The sequence below is a fragment of the Pseudomonas kielensis genome, assembly GCF_030505375.1.
GTDB classification, from domain to species: Bacteria; Pseudomonadota; Gammaproteobacteria; order Pseudomonadales; family Pseudomonadaceae; genus Aquipseudomonas; species Aquipseudomonas kielensis.
The window spans coordinates 3,856,192-3,872,314 of the sequence record NZ_CP130043.1; the positions used below are offsets into that span (position 1 = coordinate 3,856,192).

Consider the following 16,123-nt stretch of genomic DNA (forward strand, 5'->3'; position numbering starts at 1 on the left):
ATGAGCGACTCCGGCCGCGCCGATGCACTGCTAGCCGATCTGCCCCACGACGGCCGCGGCCGGCTCAAGGTCTTTCTCGGCGCGGCGCCCGGCGTCGGCAAGACCTACGCCATGCTGCAGGCCGCTCATAGCCAGTTGCGCCAGGGGGTGAAGGTCATGGCCGGGGTGGTGGAAACCCACGGCCGCGCGGAGACCGAGGCCTTGCTCGGCGGATTGCCGCAACAACCGTTGCTGCGCTCGGAATACCGTGGGGTGATGCTCGAGGAGATGGACCTCGACGGCCTGCTCAAGGCCCGGCCAAAGCTGGTGCTGGTGGACGAACTGGCCCACAGCAATGCCCCCGGCAGTCGCCACGCCAAGCGTTGGCAGGACATCCAGGAGCTGCTGTCGGCCGGTATCGATGTCTACACCACGGTCAACGTCCAGCACCTGGAAAGCCTCAATGACCAGGTGCGCGGCATCACTGGCGTACAAGTGCGCGAGACCCTGCCCGATTGGGTGCTGCAGGAAGCCTACGAGCTGTTGCTGATCGACTTGCCGCCCCGTGAGCTGCTTGAGCGCCTGCGTGACGGCAAGGTCTATGTACCCGAGCAGGCACGGGCGGCGATCGATGCGTTCTTCACCCAGACCAACCTCACCGCGTTGCGCGAGCTGGCGATGCAAACCGCAGCGGCCCAGGTCGACGACGACCTCAGCCGTGGCTATCGGCAGTTGGGCCAGGCCGCGCCGGCAGTGCGGGGACGCTTGCTGGTGGGGGTCGACGGTGATGCCCAGGCCGAACGCCTGGTGCGTCACGCCAGTCGGGTGGCCCAGCGGCGGCATCTGCCGTGGAGCCTGGTGCATGTGGACAACGGCAGCGCCAGAGATGAACAGTCGCGCTTGCGCCTGCAAAGCGCCCAGCAGTTGGCCGAACGGTTGGGCGGCGAAGTGGTGTTGCTGCGTGCCGGCGAAGTGGCCAAGACCCTGATTCAGCACGCCGCCGAGCGGCGTGCCAGCCTGGTGCTGGTCGGCCAGTCTCGACCACGTTGGCGTCGGCGGCTGTTTGGCGGCGGGCTGGCCTCACGCCTGTTGCGTAATGCCCGTGGCCTGGAAATCAACGTACTGGACAGCGATGAGCAACAGCACGCACCGCGCCAGCGTTCGCCCCAGGCCCTGGTCTGGTTCGACTACGCCCTGGCACCGCTGGCCACCCTGTTGGCCTGCGGCCTGGCGTGGGCCGTCTCGAGCCTGCTGCCCCTGCCGAACATCTCCCTGGTCTTTCTTGCGGCAGTGCTGCTGGTGGCGGTGCGCAGCAGTCTGGGGCCGGCGCTGGTGTGCGCTGCACTGTCGTTCCTGACCTACGATTTTCTGTTTATCCCACCCAACTTCTCGTTTGCCATCCAGCGCGAAGAAGACGTGCTGACCTTGCTGTTTTTCCTGCTGATGGCGGCGCTCACCGGCAACCTCGCCGCCCGCCAGCGGCGGCAATTGCAGGCACTGCGTGATACTCAGCAAGAGACCAGCGAGCTGCTGGACCTGTCGCGCAAACTCACGGCCGCAACTGACCGTCAGGCCGTGGTCAGTGCGGCGGCGCAGCACCTTGTGGGCTGGAATGATCTGCAGTTGTGCCTGGTCAATCGTGACGCCCAGGGCGGCTGGAAGGTGGAAACCGGCGGGCCGTTGCAGTTTTCCGAAGCCGAGCGCGCGGCCGCCGAATGGGCCTGGCAACACGATCAGCCGGCGGGCAAGGGCACGGGAACCTTGCCGTTCGGTCGCTGGTGGTGGTGGCCGTTGTCGGTCGACGACGGCCCCCTGGGCCTGCTCGGCGTGTGCCCGCGCGAAGACGAGCCGCTCAGCGGCCAACGGCGGCGCTTGCTGACGGCGCTGAGCCAGCCCCTGGCCCAGGCCCTGGCCCGCGCCCAATTGGCCGAAGACCTGGAGGCAGCGCGCCTGCACGGTGAAACCGAACAACTGCGCAGCGCCTTGCTGGCGTCGGTGTCCCACGACCTGCGCACGCCGCTGACGTCCATGCGCGGCAGCATCGACAGCCTGCTGGCGCTGGGCGAGGCGATCCCGCTGGAGGATCGTCGCGAACTGCTGGAAGGCACGCGCGATGAAGCCGAGCGGCTGGACCGCTACATCCAGAACCTGCTGGACATGACCCGACTGGGCCATGGCGCGCTGAAGCTGGCGCGCGACTGGGTGTCGCCGGCCGATATCGTTGGCAGTGCGCTCAATCGCTTGCGCGCGGTGCTGGCGCCGTTGCAGGTCGCTGTCGAGGTGCCGGCCGAACTGCCGCTGCTGTTCGTGCACGCGGCGCTGATCGAACAGGCGCTGGTCAATGTGCTGGAAAACGCCGCACGTTTTTCCCCGGTCCAGGGCCATCTGCAACTGAGTGCCGGGGCGACGGACAGCGAGCTGTATTTCTCGGTGAGTGACGAAGGCCCGGGTATCCCGGAAGAGGAGCGGGCGAAGATCTTCGATATGTTCTACACCGCCGCCCGCGGGGATCGGGGCGGGCAGGGCACGGGGCTGGGCCTGGCGATCTGTCAGGGCATGGTGGGAGCCCACGGCGGGCGCATCAGCGTTGGCGATGGCATCAATGGCCATGGCACCTGCATCACCCTGCACCTGCCGTTGCAGGCACAACCGGGGTTGGAAAGTGAAGCCTGAGGCGAGCTGCGCTACTCTGTCGCCAGTTCTTTATGTTGAATGGAAATCATGAGCCAGACTACGACCATCCTGGTCATCGACGATGAGCCGCAGATCCGCAAGTTCCTGCGCATCAGCCTGGCTTCCCAGGGCTACAAAGTGCTGGAAGCCGGCACGGGCAGCGAAGGCCTGGCCCAGGCTGCGCTGAACAAACCGGACTTGCTGGTGCTCGACCTCGGTCTACCGGACATGGATGGCCAACAGGTCCTGCGCGAATTTCGCGAGTGGTCGAAGGTGCCGGTGCTGGTGTTGTCGGTGCGTGCCAGCGAGGGGCAGAAAGTCGAAGCCCTGGACGGTGGCGCCAACGACTACGTGACCAAGCCATTCGGCATCCAGGAATTCCTCGCCCGTATCCGGGCCCTGTTGCGCCAGGCTCCTGCTGGCCAGGCGCCGGAAGCAGCGCTGACCATCGGCCCGCTGACGGTGGACCTGGCGTACCGCCGCGTCCTGCTCGACGGTGTCGAAGTGGCGCTGACCCGCAAGGAGTACGCAGTGCTGGCGCAACTGGCACGCCACGCCGGACGGGTCATCACCCAGCAGCAACTGCTCAAGGACATCTGGGGCCCGACCCATGTCGAGGACAGTCACTACCTGCGGATCGTGGTGGGGCACTTGCGCCAGAAACTGGCGGACGACCCGACCCGACCACGGTTCATCCTGACCGAGGCAGGGGTGGGGTATCGGTTGTTGAGCGACGCGTGAACCTTGTCCCGTCAGCGGATGCTCAATCGCGCTCACTTTCGTAACGGTCCAGGGTGTCCCGGGCAATCTCCCGGCCCAGGGCGATCAATTCCGGGGCTTTGTAGAACTCGAAGAACCGGCAGACGCGCTTTGGCACGTTGATCAGGATGTCCGGTGGATAACCGGCAATCTTGTACTGCGCCAGGGAGGTTTGCATGACCTCGAAACTCTGGTTGATCAGGTCGAGCAGGGAGGCCGGGCCGACGTTGTCGATGATGAACGAGCCGGTTGCCGACTTGGGTGCCCCTTCGGTTTCGGGTGCGGCTGCGGGTTGCTGGGCCTCGGGTTCGGCGCCTTCGAGCCAGGGGTTGATCTCGGCGGCTTCGCTGCGCAACGCTTCCTGCTCCAGCAGGAGCAATTGTTCGGCCTGCTTGCGACGGAACGGCAGGTGCGAGCCGAGGGAGTTGATCAGGCTGTCGAAGCGGCTTTTGAACGCGGCGGGGCGCTGGATCACCGGCAGCTGATAGTGCTTCTGGTTGGTGGAGTTGAGGTTGACCGCGATGATCAGGTCACAGTGGCTGGAGACCACGGGGACGATCGGCAGCGGGTTGAGCAAGCCACCGTCCACCAGCATGCGATTGCCCTGCATCACCGGGGTGAACAGGCTCGGAATGGCCGCCGAGGCACGCATGGCCTGGTGCAGGCAGCCTTCCTGGAACCAGATTTCCTGCTGGTTGGTCAGGTCGGTGGCCACGGCGGTGTAGGGAATGCGCAGCTCTTCGATATTGATCTCGCCGACGATCTTGCGGATCTGCCCGAAGACTTTTTCGCCGCGTATGGCCCCCAGGCGAAAACTCACGTCCACCAGGCGCAGCACATCGAGGTAGTCCAGGCTTTCAATCCAGTCACGGTACTCCTCGAGTTTGCCAGCGGCGTAGATGCCGCCCACCACGGCCCCCATGGAACAACCGGCGATGCAGGCGATGTCGTAGCCTCGTCGTTCAATTTCTTCGATGACCCCGATATGGGCATAGCCCCGGGCGCCACCGGAGCCGAGCACCAGTGCGACACGCTTTTTCATGTAGTTGATCCTTCGCCAAACAGGTTTTAACAATGCACCCTTTCAGGGGCGTGCTTCAATCACACAGACACAAGCAGTCGTTTTTTCGACACTGGATGACGGCGCATGGGTATTCTCGCCGACGCTATAGTTTCCAGCGATGGGCGAAGGCACTTTTACCTGCGTTGACCGTCATACCCTGCACGATTGTATTTCTACCTTGAGGTGTCATTGATGAAAGCATGGATCTGTCTGCCATTGATTGCGTTGGTCCTGGCCGGTTGCGCGGGCAAGACGGCGTATCGCGATAGCTGCGCCAGCCAACTGGATTCCGCTTGGAAAGAGCTGGACCTGGCCAAGGCCGAAGGATTCGCCGGCACCGTGAGTTACTCCAAGGCCCTGTCGCTGCTGACCGGGGCCAAGACCCAGCAACAATTCGAAGCCTTCGAAGGCTGCGCCAACAAGGCCGAGAAAGCGCGCTTCTATATCCGCGAATCCCGCGCCGGTCGCTAACCATCCATGACCTGGCGCAATACCGACAGCCGTTGTTGCGCCTAGCGTAGAGTGGTGAGGATGAGTGGGTTGACTGGGGAGAACGGGATGTCTGCGTTGGTGGATCGATTGGTGGCTCAAGTATTGGGCGTGCATGTGCGTTTGCTGGCTTGCCAGGCCCGCCTGAGTGCCAGCACCGACCCGGAGGCATTGCATGACTTGCGCACCACGGTGCGCCGGTTACGCAGCCTGTTGCGCCCCTTGCGTGGCTTGCCCGGCGTCGAGCAACTGGAAGCGGCAGCGGCGGGCGTGGGCACCTTGACCACGCCGATGCGTGACCGCGAAGTGTTGGCCGCCTATCTGCTCAGCCACGGGCAAACCGCAGCGGCCGAGCAACGCATTCGGCAGATGGCCCAAGCCTACCCGGCGGTGGCCGGCAGTCCCCAGTTGGCGCAGTTGTTGATGGTGCTCGATGCCTTCCCTCGGTTCCTGCGCGCCTCCCAGCGCCAGGGGCTGCTCAAGCGCCTGCGAGCACGCATCGAGAAGCGTCTGGCCAAGCAGTGGCATAGCCTGGACAAGACCCTGCACGATCCGGCCCATGACCGTCATCGCCTGCGCTTGCTGATCAAGCGCGTGCGCTACGCCATCGAAGCCTATCCGGAGCTGGATCGTTTGCCCAAGGCCGCCATGCCACGGCTCAAGGCGGCGCAGGCAGCGCTGGGCGACTGGCACGATTGCTGGCAATGGTTGGCCAGGGCCGAGCATGAGTCCGATCTGCTGCCCTGCGTGGCGGTTTGGCAACAGACCATGAGCAAGGCCGAGGCGCGTGCCGATCAAGTGCTCGACAGGCTGAGCGCCGCCTGCTTCAAGTCTTGAATCCAGCGCCGGCGTTATGCATTGCCAAGTCCAATGAACGTCCTGCGGCCGTCGACGCCGCCTCGCGCTGCTCGGCAGCGGCTACGAGGGCGGCCTATCTGTCAGGCACTTTGGCCGGAATAGGTGCTGTATAGAGCGCTTGGGCTGGTTAAGATCCTGCAGTCCTTTCCCCTGACTTGAGGTTGCCATGCGCTTTAGCGAATTACTCGACGCCGTGCGCCGTTCCCCTGATGAACTGGTCATTCCAGCGCAGTGGGCGCAGGGTCGCGCCAGTTTTGGTGGGCTGGTCGCCGCCTTGCAGTACGAAGCCATGCGCGCCAGGGTCCCGGCAGAGCGCCCGGTGCGCTCGCTGGCGATCACCTTTGTCGGCCCGGCCGAGCCCGGCGTGCCGATCCGTTTTGACGTCGAGGTGCTGCGCGAAGGCAAGGCGGTCAGCCAGGTGCTGGGGCGAGCGGTGCAGAACGGTCAGGTGGTGACGCTGGTCCAGGGCAGCTTCGGCGCCTCGCGACCATCCGAGGTCGAGGTGCTGGCCGCACCCGCGCCGGCGATGAAGCATTGGGACGAGTGCCAGGAGCTGCCATACATCAAAGGTGTGACGCCGGAGTTCATGCGCCACCTGGCGATGCGCTGGAGCATCGGCGGCTTGCCTTTCACCGGCAATAAGTCGCGCGACATGGGCGGCTGGGTGCGTTTGCGTGACGAAGCCAATGCCGAAGTGGTGAGCGAGGCGCACATCCTGGCGCTGGTGGATGCCTGGCCCCCGGCCTTGTTGCCACACCTGAACAAGCCAGCGGCCGGCAGTACGCTGACCTGGACCATCGAGTTCGTACAACCATTGCTGGCCCTGAGCACCCTGGACTGGTGCAAGTACTCTGTAGAGATCGAACACGCCCGTGATGGCTACGGCCATGCCGCTGCCGCCTTATGGAGCCCCGAGGGCCAATTGATTGCCCTGAGCCGCCAGACGGTGACGATCTTCGCCTGATGTCAGCGGCGGTGACGTTCGCGCCAGGCGCGCCACCAGCCGCCGCTCAAGACATACCGCGGGAAGGTCAGGAACTGCTCGACCAGCAGCCGCGAGACAGCATCCTTGCGATCAGTAAAGGGTTCGGCCGCCTGGGCTTCCAGGCTGTGACCGTGGCGCTGCAGGCCCAGCGCGGCCAGCAAGCCGATCACGCCAATGGCGACATTGGCCAGGCTCAGGCTGAACACCCCGGAGACGATCAGCAAAAAGCCCAGGATGAACAGCGGCACGGCAATCAGGTGCAGAACCAGGTTGGTCGGGTGCTGGTGATTGTTCGGGTATGCCCGCCATTGCCAGGCGGGAAGATTGGGGTGACGTTTGCCCATGAAGGTACTCCTCGATCCGTGTACAACACATGATTGAAGAATAGGTCGGGTCCTGACAGGCGGCGAATCAAGGTTGGCTATCGAGGTGATAGCCCCCCCTCCGTGAGAGTACCTAAAGCTTGAGTTGGCCGATGGCCTGGTTCAGTTCACCGGCCAGCTTTGCCAGCTCATCGCTGGTGCTGGCCGAGTCCAGGGTCTGCGCCACGGTGTTTTCGGTCACGTCGCGGATGCTCACCACCGCGCGATTCATCTCTTCAGCCACCTGGCTCTGCTGCTCGGCAGCCACGGCAATCTGCGTGTTGCTTTCACGCATCTGCGCCACGGCGCTGGTGATTTTTGCCAGGGCGCTGCCCGCCTCCTGCGCCTGCTGCACGCAGTCGTCAGCCTTGAAGGAGCTATCCTGCATGAAGTCCACGGCGTCGCGGGTGCCCGCTTGCAGGGCCGAGACCATGCGTGTGATTTCATCGGTCGAGGCCTGGACCCGCTTGGCCAGGCTGCGCACTTCGTCGGCGACCACCGCAAAACCCCGGCCCATCTCACCGGCGCGGGCCGCTTCGATGGCGGCATTGAGGGCCAGCAGGTTGGTTTGCTCGGCGATGCTGTGGATCACGCCAACCACGCCGTTGATCTTCTGGCTGTCCTCGGCCAGGCGCTGGATCATTGCGGCAGTCTGCTGCACGCCGGTGGACAGCCCGGCAATGGAGTGCTGCACGCGACTGACCACCTGCTGGCCGCTGCCTGCCAGGTCGTCGGCGGTTTGCGACAGGTCCCGCGTTGCGCCGGCATGCTGGGCGATGTGGTAAACGGTGGCGGACATTTGATTGATCGCGGTGGCGGCCTGATCGGTTTCACTTTGCTGGCCGAGCATGCCCTGACGGACATCGTTCATGCTGTTGGCCAGGCGCGCTGCACCGACATCCAGTTGGCGCGCGGTGTGGGCGACGGTATTGACCACGCGCTGGTAGCCGGCCTGCATGGCATTGAACGCACTGGCCATCTGACCCACTTCATCGGCGCATGACAGCGGCACCCGAGCGGACAGGTCACCGGTCTTCTCGACATGCAACATGACATCCTTGAGGGTGTTGAGCTGGCTGAGCAGAAAGCGGATCAACAGCTGCGAGGCGCCGAGCATCGCCAGCATCAGGATCAACACCGCCGCCGCGTAGTTGACGAAGCGCTCGGCAAATACCTGGGTCAGGCTCGGGCCGTAGGCCAGGACGGCAGTGCGTTCGCCATTGCCCCGCGACAGGACCTCGGCACCGATCAGCAGATGGTCGCCGAACAACGGCATGGCATTGATCGAGACCCAGCCGCTGGCATTGCTCAATTGCGGCAACGGCCGCTCGTCGAGCGTGGGAATCTGCCCCGAGCTGAAGTTCAGCAGCGCGTCATTAGCCGGCAACGGCTGGGTGGCGGGCCAGGCTCGGAGCAATTGCGCTTGCGCGCCAGCGGCCTGCCGAGCGGCCTCGCTGCGCGCCTGTTGCTCCAGTTGCACGGCGTACAGCACCAGCAGCAGGGTGGTCACGAAGGCGACGGCATTGACCGCCCAGAACTTGTATTTCAGCGAGATATTGCTAAGCCAGGCACCCATGGAGGTCTTCTCTGATAGCGGAAACAACATTGGCAAGGTGCCATCATTGTGCCGCTATCGAGGGGCGCCGGTGTTGATGTGGGTCAAGTCAGCAGTGGGTAGGGCTGGGCAAGCCGAAAAACGCCCGGGCACAGGCCGTGCTGTGGGCTGCCAGGTCTTCCAGGCTCTCGCCCCGATGCAGGGCCACTTCGCGCAGGACTTCGGGCAAGTAGGCCGGCTCATTGCGTCCATTCTTCGGTTTGGGCCGCAGGCTGCGCGGCAACAGGTAGGGCGCATCGCTCTCGAGCATCAGGCGGCCGCGGGCAATATCGCGTACCAGCGGGTGCAGATGGGTGCCACGGCGCTCGTCACAGATCCAGCCGGTAATGCCAATGTGCAAGTCCAGGTCGAGGTAACTGAACAGCGCCTTTTTTTCCCCAGTGAAGCAGTGCACCACGGCGGCCGGCAACTGGTCGCGGAAGTCGCGCAGGATCTCCAGCAGGCGCTGGCTGGCGTCTCGTTCATGGAGGAACACCGGCAACTGCAATTCGACCGCCAGGGCCAGATGTTCTTCCAGGACCTTTTCCTGCTGTGGGCGCGGTGAGAAGTCACGATTGAAATCCAGCCCGCATTCCCCCACGGCCCGCACGTTCGGTTCTTTCAGCAAACTGTGCAGGCGCCGCGCGCTGTCGGCATTCCAGTCGCTGGCCGAGTGTGGGTGAATACCGGCGGTGCAGAACAGGCGCTCGCCACTTTCGTCCAGTTGCTGGCACAGTTCCAGGGCCTGTTCGCTGCCCTCCACGCTAGTGCCGGTCAGCACCAGTTGGCAGACCCCTGCGGCGTAGGCGCGGTCCAGCACCGCCTGGTGTTTGCCGGCGAAACTGGGGTTGGTCAGGTTGACGCCGATATCGATGAGTTGCATGGTGCTACCCTGGGGATGCGGCCGGAAAGCATACCAGAGCTCAAGATTTATAAGAAAAACCAAGAACTACAACGAGTTAACGCTGTCTTTTGATGCCGCAGGAGCACGCCGACTGATTTTATCAGGCGCGCAGCCCGCTCTTTCGCCCGTTGCCAGCGCTTCAGGCGCTCTGTTTCTGTCGACCTGCTGCGCCTAATGTCGCGCAACGGGACAGTATTCTTTCCGGAGAACGGATGACGCGACTCCCGGCTTTATTCCTGTTGTGCCTGTCGCTGCTCGTGCCTTTGCCGGCACTGGCGCGCCTGGCCGGGCCCGTGGAGGCCGTACAGACGGGTAAGGTCCGCGACTTGGCGCAGATCCGCAGCAGCCGGGTACTGCGGGTGCTGGTCAATCAGAGCCGCAACAGTTCCGCGCAAGTCCAGGGCCAGAACATCGGCATGGAATACCATCGCCTGCGCGCTTTCGAGCAATACCTCAATGGCCATGCCCGTGATGGCCAGGAAATTTCCCTGAAGATCATTCCCAAGGCCAAGGACCAATTGCTCGGTGCGCTGCAACGTGGCGAAGGTGACCTGGTGGCCCCCGGCGAGCTGCTTGACGCCCAGGCAGCGCGGGCGGTCAGCGCCAGTGAGCCGATTGTCAGCAACGTGCCGTTACTGCTGGTCGGAATCAAGGGCGAACGGCGCTACACCCGTCTTGAACAGCTGTCGGGCAAAACCCTGGCGCTGCCCACTGGCAGTGCCGCCGGGGAGGCGATCAACCAGATCAACCAGAAACTCGCGCTGCACAAGTTACCGCCGGTGAAGATCGAGTGGGTAGACCCCAGCCTCGCCGTGGAGGATGTGCTGGAGATGGTCCAGGGCGGGATTTTTCACTTGACCATTGTCGAGCAACCCATTGCCGAGCGCTGGGGCAAGATCCTGCCCAAATTGCGTTTCGACCGGCAGGTACTGATCAGCGAGCCGGGCGAGGAGTTCTGGTTCGTGCATCGCGATGCCTCGATGCTGCGGGCCAGCATTGACCGCTTTCTCACCACCTACAAAGCCCCCTCCGACCAGGATGTGGCGTTCCAGCGGATCTATCGGCGCCTGTATCAGGTACGCAACCCGCTGGCCCGCAACGACCGGCAACGCCTGGAGAAAGTGCGCACGGTGCTGCAGAAACATGCCAGCGAACAAGGCCTGGATTGGCTGAACCTGGCGGCCCTGGCGTTCAAGGAATCGTCCCTGGAGCCCAGCGCCCGCAGCGGCAGCGGGCCGACCGGACTGATGCAGATCACGCCTTCGGCGGCGCAGCGGGTTGGGGTCAACAACATTCAATCCCTGGACAGCAATGTGCAGGCCGGTGCCCGGTACCTGGCGCTGATTCGGCGCAAGTTTTTTGCCAGCCCCAAGCTCAATGAGCGCGAGCGCATGGCGTTCATTCTCGCCGCCTACAACATTGGTCCGGAGCGGGTCCAGGGGATGCGTGCCGAGGCGCGGCGCCGTGGGTTGAACCCCAACCAGTGGTTCTTCCAGGTCGAGCGCATTGCCATGGAGCAGGTAGGGATGGGGCCTGTCAGCTATGTTAACAGTGTGAACAAGTACTACTTGGCCTATGACCGGGAGCGGGAGGCACTGGAGGCCCCGGGGCAGAAAGTGGCCAGTCGGAAATAATCAACTAAACTGATTGTTATGGCGGGTTTTTTGCGCTTTTAACATGAGCTTTACCGATTAATATGGCGACCAACCCACACACACTCACAATGGATGACAGAGCATGAGCACACTGATCAACAAGGTACTTTTCACCCGCGCCGGCTACGGTCTGACGGTCTTGCGGATCTTCGTCGGCGTGATCTTTGCCGCCCACGGTGCGCAAAAGCTGTTCGGCATGTTTGGCGGCTATGGCCTTGCCGGGACTGCGCAGTACATGGAAAGCCTGGGTCTGGCTCCGGGGCAGTTGATGGCGATCCTGGCGGGCGGTACCGAGTTCTTCGGCGGCCTGGCGCTGATCATCGGCTTGCTGGTGCGTCCGGCGGCCCTGGGCCTGACCTTCCTTTCGCTGGTGGCGATTTTTTCCGTGCACATCAGCAACGGCCTGTTCATGTCCAACAACGGCTACGAGTTTGCCCTGGCCTTGCTCGGCGGTAGCATCGCGGTCTTGTTTGAAGGTGCCGGCAAGCTGTCGGTGGATCGCGCCATCGCCGGTTAAGTGCTCTGGCTCACGACTAAGGCCCGCATACGCGGGCCTTTTTTGTTGCTGCGCATTCTTGACACTGTCCCGTCAGCTTCTCTAGGATGCTGCCATGCGCCGATTTAAACAGCTACTTGCGGGGCGCCAGGTGACTCAATCAGTTGCCGATAGAAGCCTTGAACAGGCTTTGAAGTACCGCTAAAGCGCTGGTTCGGTGTTGCCTCTCACCTGCCATGCAGATTTTTGAGGCTGAGACACGACAACATGAATGCACTGCACCCCTCTGTACGCCCCGCGCCGATCACGGCTCACCTGACCCAACGCAACCCGAAAATCCTCCTGGGCGGTAATCACCAGCCGACGCTGCTGCGTTATCTGGATGGCTGGCCACGTCGCAACGGTGGCCCGGCAGCGTTCCTGATCCAGTTTGTCGAAGACGGCGAATCGCTGGCGCGGTTTGCCAGTGACAGCTTTGACCTGGCTGTGATCCAGTCGCCTAGCGCTGAAGAAGCCGGTGAAATGATCCGCCAATTGACCCGTGTTGCTCGCCAGGGGCTGATTGCCCGTCGCTAGTCGTCAGGGGTAGTCGATGGCGGTGATGTACACGAACTGCTCGCCGTCCGGGGTCTGCACCCGCACCTCGGCATCCAGCGCTTTGCCGATCAGGGCCCGTGCCAGCGGTGAGTCGATGCTGATCAGGCCTTGCTTGAGGTCCAGTTCATCCGGGCCGACGATGCGATAACGCGACGTTTTGCCCTGTTCATCCTCGATGGTCACCCAGGCACCGAAATAGACCTTGTTCGGGTCGCTGGGTTTTTCGCTGACCACCTTGAGCGCTTCCAGGCGCTTGGTGAGAAACCTCACCCGGCTGTCGATCTCGCGCAGCATTTTTTTGCCATAGGTGTATTCGGCGTTTTCCGAGCGGTCGCCCTGGGCGGCGGCCTCGCTGACGGACTGGGTCACCTGGGGCCGGCGGACATGCCAGAGTTCGTGGAACTCGGCACGCATCCGCGCTTCGCCCTCGGGAGTAATGAGGGCGGTGCCGGCAGGACGGGGAGGGCGATAGCGGCTCATGACAAGGTCTTGTGCTGGGAAAGCACCGAGTCTATCAACCCTCGCGCAGGACTGTCAGGGGGCTGGCGTTCAATGCCCGGCGCGTACCGAAGACTCCGGCACCGCCGACCAGCAATGCACCGATCACCGGCAGCAACAGCAGCCACGGGTGGGGATGCCAGGCCAGGTCGAAGGCGTACCGGTACAGCACCAGGCTCACCAGCTCGCAGCCAATGGCCGCCAGTAGGCCGCTGACCGCACCCAGCAAGCCGAACTCGATCCGCCGGGCCTTGACCAGCAGTTGCCGTTCGGCCCCCAGTGCACGTAGCAAGGCCCCTTGGCGAATGCGTTCATCGAGGGTCGCCTGCAATCCGGAAAACAGCACGGCCATGCCCGCCGCCAGAACGAACAACAGCACGTACTCGACGGCCAGGGTGACCTGGCCCAGGATGCTGCGCAGCTGCGCCAGCAGGGCTTCGACTTGCAGGATGGTCACCGCCGGAAAGGCGCGCGACAGGTCGATGATCTGCTGATCGTGACCGGCTGCCAGGTAGAAACTGGTCAGGTAGGTCGCGGGCAGGTCCTGCAGGGTGCCGGGCTGGAAGATCATGAAGAAGTTCGGCTGGAAGTTGTCCCAGTTGATGCTGCGCAGGCTGGTGACCCGGGCTTCGCGGTTGACCCCGCCGACGGTGAACACCAGGTGGTCGCCGAGCTTGAGCTTCAGGCTCTCGGCAACCTTGCCCTCGACCGAGACCCCGGGCATGTCGTCGGACGGCTGGGCTGACCACCAATTGCCGGCGGTAATGCTGTTGCCCGCCGGCAGGTGCTCCGCCCAGGTCAGGCTGAGGTCGCGCTGGACCGCCCGATCACCCTGGGAGTCCTTGCTGACAATCCCCTGCACCGGTTCACCATTGATGCTGATCAGGCGTCCCGGCACCACCGGGTACAGCGGTGCGGATTGGGCGGAGAGTTCGATCAGGCGATCGGTGAAGGCCTGTTTGTCGGCCGGCAGGATGTTCAGGGCGAAATAGTTGGGCGCATTTTTTGGCAGTTGGTTCTGCCAGGTGTCGAGCAACTCGCCACGCAGCAGGGCGATCAACGCCATCGACAACAGGATCAGGCCAAAAGCCAGGGACTGACCGGCCGCCGCCAGCGGATGACGCAGCAATTGCCCCAGGCCCAGGCGCCAGGGCAGGGATGCCCGGGCCAGCAGGCGGCGCAGGCTTTTGAGCACCAGCAGCAACAAGCCGCCGAGGACCAGTGCGGCCAGTACGCCACCACCGAGCAGGGCGAAGGTCAGCACCAGGTCCAGGCTCAGGCGCCACATGATCAGGCCCAGCGCGCCGAGGGCGGCGCCATAGACCATCCAGGTGCTAGAGGGGATGGGCAGCATGTCGCGGCGCAGTACCCGCAGGGGCGGTACTCGGCCGAGGGCGGCGAGTGGCGGCAGGGCAAATCCGGCCAGGGCCACCAGCCCGGTGCCGATCCCGGCAATGGCCGGTAGCAGGCCTCCAGGCGGCACGTCGGTGGGCAGCAAGTCGCCGAGCAGGGCGAACAACCCCAGTTGGGCGAACCAGCCGATGAGGGCGCCACTGACGCTGGCGAGCAACCCCAGCACGGTCAGTTGCAGGCTGAACAGCACCAGGGTTTCCCGGCGGGACAACCCCAGGCAGCGCAACAAGGCACTGGCGTCGAAACGGCGGGTGGCAAAACGGGTCGCCGACAGCGCCACCGCGACCCCGGACAGCAGCACCGCCACCAGGCTTGCCATGTTCAGGTAGCGTTCGGCCTTGCCCAGCGCGCCACCGATCTGGCGATTGCCGTCGCGGGCATCCTGCAGGCGCTGGTTCGCCGCCAGGCCGGGCTTGAGTTGTTCGCGGTAGGTGGCCAGGGCGGTGGCATCGCCGCGCCAGAGTTCACGGTAGCTGACCCGGCTGCCGGGTTGCACCACGCCGGTGGCCGCCAGGTCGGCGAGGTTGATCATCACCCGCGGCGTGAGGCTGTAGAAATTGCCGGCACGGTCCGGCTCGTAGGTCAGGACGCGGCTCAGGCGCAGGGTCTTCATGCCGACATCGATGCTGTCGCCGATCTTCAGATCCAGTGCCGTCAGTAGCCGCGCCTCGACCCAGGCTTCACCCGGCTGCGGGCTGCCGCCGGCTTCTTCCGGGGCAAACGGCGCGGGTGCGCTTTTCAGTTGGCCGCGCAGTGGGTAGACCCCATCGGCGGCCTTGATGCTCGACAGCTGGATGCCCTGGTCGGTGGCGATGACGCTGGAGAACTCCACCACTTGGGCGTGTTGCAAACCCAGGTCCTTGCCGCTCTGGATCTGCTCGGGGCGGGCGGGTGAACTGCCTTCGAGCAACAGGTCGGCACCGAGAAATTCGGTGGCGCGCAACAGCATTGCGCCATTGAGGCGCGCGCCGAAATAGCCGATGGCGGTGCTGGCGGCCACGGCCACCAGCAGGGCGAAGAACAGCACTCGCAGTTCGCCGGCGCGGGCATCACGCAGCAATTGACGAATGGCCAGGCTGAACAGGCGCAACAGCGGCAAACGTGCCATCAAGGCTCCAGGGGGGCGACCAACAGGCCGGCTTCAAGGCGGATCAGGCGGTGACAGCGGTGCGCCAGGCGCTCATCGTGGGTGACCAGCACCAGGGTGGTGCCGTTTTCCTTGTTCAGTTCGAACAGCAGGTCGCTGATGTGTTCGCCGGTATGGGTATCGAGGTTGCCGGTGGGTTCATCGGCAAACAGCACATCGGGTTCGGCGGCAAATGCCCGGGCGATCGCCACGCGCTGCTGCTCGCCACCGGACAGCTGGCGCGGCGAATGACTCAGGCGCTTGCCCAGGCCGACCCGGCGCAGCAGCTCGGTGGCTCGTTCGCGGGCGTCCTTGCGACCATCGAGCTCCAGCGGCAGCATCACGTTTTCCAGGGCGTTGAGGCTGTCCAGCAATTGGAATGACTGGAACACGAAACCCACGTGCTCGGCGCGGATGCGCGCACGCTGGTCTTCATCCAGTTGGCTCAAGGCCTGGCCGGCCAGGGTGACTTCGCCGCTGCTGGGCAGGTCGAGGCCGGCGAGCAGGCCGAGCAGGGTGGATTTGCCGGAACCGGAACTGCCAACGATGGCCAGGCTGTCGCCCTTGTTCAGTTCCAGGCTGAGTTGGTGCAGGATGGTCAGTTCACCTTCCGCGCTGGGAACCACTTTGCTAAGGTTCCGCGCAGTGAGAATGCTTGCGCCCATGGAGAGT

The 16,123-nt window shown here is 64.0% G+C and carries 15 protein-coding genes; 8 read left to right on the forward strand and 7 right to left on the reverse strand.

The window, feature by feature from the left end; all coding sequences use genetic code 11:
* Nucleotides 1-2,652: a DUF4118 domain-containing protein gene (locus Q1W70_RS18075; RefSeq protein WP_185818852.1), complete on the forward strand. Its 2,652-nt coding sequence runs from the start codon at nucleotides 1-3 to the stop codon at nucleotides 2,650-2,652.
* A 48-nt stretch (nucleotides 2,653-2,700) separates the two neighbouring features.
* Nucleotides 2,701-3,393, forward strand: a complete 693-nt coding sequence (locus tag Q1W70_RS18080; RefSeq protein ID WP_166590129.1) for a response regulator — start codon at nucleotides 2,701-2,703, stop codon at nucleotides 3,391-3,393.
* A gap of 22 nt (nucleotides 3,394-3,415) precedes the next feature.
* On the opposite strand, the gene Q1W70_RS18085 is transcribed toward Q1W70_RS18080, so the two are convergent.
* Nucleotides 3,416-4,453 (reverse strand): patatin-like phospholipase family protein, encoded by a 1,038-nt coding sequence (locus Q1W70_RS18085; RefSeq protein WP_166590130.1) that lies wholly within the window; start codon nucleotides 4,451-4,453, stop codon nucleotides 3,416-3,418.
* Nucleotides 4,454-4,666: 213 nt separating this feature from the next.
* On the opposite strand from Q1W70_RS18085, the gene Q1W70_RS18090 reads away from it, so the two are divergent.
* From Q1W70_RS18090 to Q1W70_RS18100, 3 genes are all read left to right on the forward strand, one after another.
* Nucleotides 4,667-4,945 (forward strand): hypothetical protein, encoded by a 279-nt coding sequence (locus Q1W70_RS18090; RefSeq protein ID WP_095168077.1) that lies wholly within the window; start codon nucleotides 4,667-4,669, stop codon nucleotides 4,943-4,945.
* Nucleotides 4,946-5,032: 87 nt separating this feature from the next.
* Nucleotides 5,033-5,800 (forward strand): CHAD domain-containing protein, encoded by a 768-nt coding sequence (locus tag Q1W70_RS18095; RefSeq protein ID WP_185818851.1) that lies wholly within the window; start codon nucleotides 5,033-5,035, stop codon nucleotides 5,798-5,800.
* Between the two features lie 187 nt (nucleotides 5,801-5,987).
* Nucleotides 5,988-6,785, forward strand: a complete 798-nt coding sequence (locus Q1W70_RS18100; RefSeq protein WP_166590132.1) for an acyl-CoA thioesterase — start codon at nucleotides 5,988-5,990, stop codon at nucleotides 6,783-6,785.
* A gap of 2 nt (nucleotides 6,786-6,787) precedes the next feature.
* On the opposite strand, the gene Q1W70_RS18105 is transcribed toward Q1W70_RS18100, so the two are convergent.
* From Q1W70_RS18105 to Q1W70_RS18115, 3 genes are all read right to left on the reverse strand, one after another.
* Nucleotides 6,788-7,150: a terminase gene (locus tag Q1W70_RS18105; RefSeq protein WP_166590133.1), complete on the reverse strand. Its 363-nt coding sequence runs from the start codon at nucleotides 7,148-7,150 to the stop codon at nucleotides 6,788-6,790.
* Between the two features lie 112 nt (nucleotides 7,151-7,262).
* Complete coding sequence (locus tag Q1W70_RS18110; RefSeq protein WP_166590134.1) at nucleotides 7,263-8,744, reverse strand: methyl-accepting chemotaxis protein; 1,482 nt, start codon at nucleotides 8,742-8,744, stop codon at nucleotides 7,263-7,265.
* Nucleotides 8,745-8,832: 88 nt separating this feature from the next.
* Nucleotides 8,833-9,645, reverse strand: a complete 813-nt coding sequence (locus Q1W70_RS18115; RefSeq protein WP_166590135.1) for a TatD family hydrolase — start codon at nucleotides 9,643-9,645, stop codon at nucleotides 8,833-8,835.
* A 233-nt stretch (nucleotides 9,646-9,878) separates the two neighbouring features.
* Between Q1W70_RS18115 and Q1W70_RS18120 the strand changes: the two genes are divergently transcribed.
* The 3 genes from Q1W70_RS18120 to Q1W70_RS18130 all read left to right on the forward strand — a co-directional run bounded on the left by Q1W70_RS18120 (nucleotide 9,879) and on the right by Q1W70_RS18130 (nucleotide 12,393).
* Complete coding sequence (locus Q1W70_RS18120; protein ID WP_166590136.1) at nucleotides 9,879-11,300, forward strand: MltF family protein; 1,422 nt, start codon at nucleotides 9,879-9,881, stop codon at nucleotides 11,298-11,300.
* Between the two features lie 103 nt (nucleotides 11,301-11,403).
* The gene (locus tag Q1W70_RS18125) at nucleotides 11,404-11,838 is read left to right on the forward strand and encodes a DoxX family protein (RefSeq protein ID WP_166590137.1); all 435 of its coding nucleotides are present in this window, start codon (nucleotides 11,404-11,406) and stop codon (nucleotides 11,836-11,838) included.
* A 246-nt stretch (nucleotides 11,839-12,084) separates the two neighbouring features.
* Complete coding sequence (locus Q1W70_RS18130; RefSeq protein ID WP_095168092.1) at nucleotides 12,085-12,393, forward strand: hypothetical protein; 309 nt, start codon at nucleotides 12,085-12,087, stop codon at nucleotides 12,391-12,393.
* A 3-nt stretch (nucleotides 12,394-12,396) separates the two neighbouring features.
* Here Q1W70_RS18130 and greB read toward each other — a convergent pair whose 3' ends face one another.
* From greB to Q1W70_RS18145, 3 genes are read right to left on the reverse strand one after another with little or no spacing between them, the layout of a single operon-like run.
* Nucleotides 12,397-12,894 (reverse strand): transcription elongation factor GreB, encoded by a 498-nt coding sequence (gene greB, locus Q1W70_RS18135; RefSeq protein ID WP_095168093.1) that lies wholly within the window; start codon nucleotides 12,892-12,894, stop codon nucleotides 12,397-12,399.
* 34 nt (nucleotides 12,895-12,928) lie between these two features.
* Entirely contained in the window at nucleotides 12,929-15,433 is a 2,505-nt protein-coding gene (locus Q1W70_RS18140; protein ID WP_302097678.1) for an ABC transporter permease, read from the reverse strand.
* Nucleotides 15,433-16,116, reverse strand: a complete 684-nt coding sequence (locus Q1W70_RS18145) for an ABC transporter ATP-binding protein (protein WP_166590139.1) — start codon at nucleotides 16,114-16,116, stop codon at nucleotides 15,433-15,435. The genes Q1W70_RS18140 and Q1W70_RS18145 overlap by 1 nt, the downstream gene beginning before the upstream one ends.
* Nucleotides 16,117-16,123: the final 7 nt, after the last annotated feature.

Bases quoted from the DNA above. Each gene is read 5' to 3' on its own strand.
- Q1W70_RS18075 (WP_185818852.1), top strand. From the start codon at position 1: ATGAGCGACTCCGGCCGCGCCGATGCACTGCTAGCCGATCTGCCCCAC.
- Q1W70_RS18080 (WP_166590129.1), top strand. From the start codon at position 2,701: ATGAGCCAGACTACGACCATCCTGGTCATCGACGATGAGCCGCAGATC.
- Q1W70_RS18085 (WP_166590130.1), bottom strand. From the start codon at position 4,453: ATGAAAAAGCGTGTCGCACTGGTGCTCGGCTCCGGTGGCGCCCGGGGC.
- Q1W70_RS18090 (WP_095168077.1), top strand. From the start codon at position 4,667: ATGAAAGCATGGATCTGTCTGCCATTGATTGCGTTGGTCCTGGCCGGT.
- Q1W70_RS18095 (WP_185818851.1), top strand. From the start codon at position 5,033: ATGTCTGCGTTGGTGGATCGATTGGTGGCTCAAGTATTGGGCGTGCAT.
- Q1W70_RS18100 (WP_166590132.1), top strand. From the start codon at position 5,988: ATGCGCTTTAGCGAATTACTCGACGCCGTGCGCCGTTCCCCTGATGAA.
- Q1W70_RS18105 (WP_166590133.1), bottom strand. From the start codon at position 7,150: ATGGGCAAACGTCACCCCAATCTTCCCGCCTGGCAATGGCGGGCATAC.
- Q1W70_RS18110 (WP_166590134.1), bottom strand. From the start codon at position 8,744: ATGGGTGCCTGGCTTAGCAATATCTCGCTGAAATACAAGTTCTGGGCG.
- Q1W70_RS18115 (WP_166590135.1), bottom strand. From the start codon at position 9,645: ATGCAACTCATCGATATCGGCGTCAACCTGACCAACCCCAGTTTCGCC.
- Q1W70_RS18120 (WP_166590136.1), top strand. From the start codon at position 9,879: ATGACGCGACTCCCGGCTTTATTCCTGTTGTGCCTGTCGCTGCTCGTG.
- Q1W70_RS18125 (WP_166590137.1), top strand. From the start codon at position 11,404: ATGAGCACACTGATCAACAAGGTACTTTTCACCCGCGCCGGCTACGGT.
- Q1W70_RS18130 (WP_095168092.1), top strand. From the start codon at position 12,085: ATGAATGCACTGCACCCCTCTGTACGCCCCGCGCCGATCACGGCTCAC.
- greB (WP_095168093.1), bottom strand. From the start codon at position 12,894: ATGAGCCGCTATCGCCCTCCCCGTCCTGCCGGCACCGCCCTCATTACT.
- Q1W70_RS18140 (WP_302097678.1), bottom strand. From the start codon at position 15,433: ATGGCACGTTTGCCGCTGTTGCGCCTGTTCAGCCTGGCCATTCGTCAA.
- Q1W70_RS18145 (WP_166590139.1), bottom strand. From the start codon at position 16,116: ATGGGCGCAAGCATTCTCACTGCGCGGAACCTTAGCAAAGTGGTTCCC.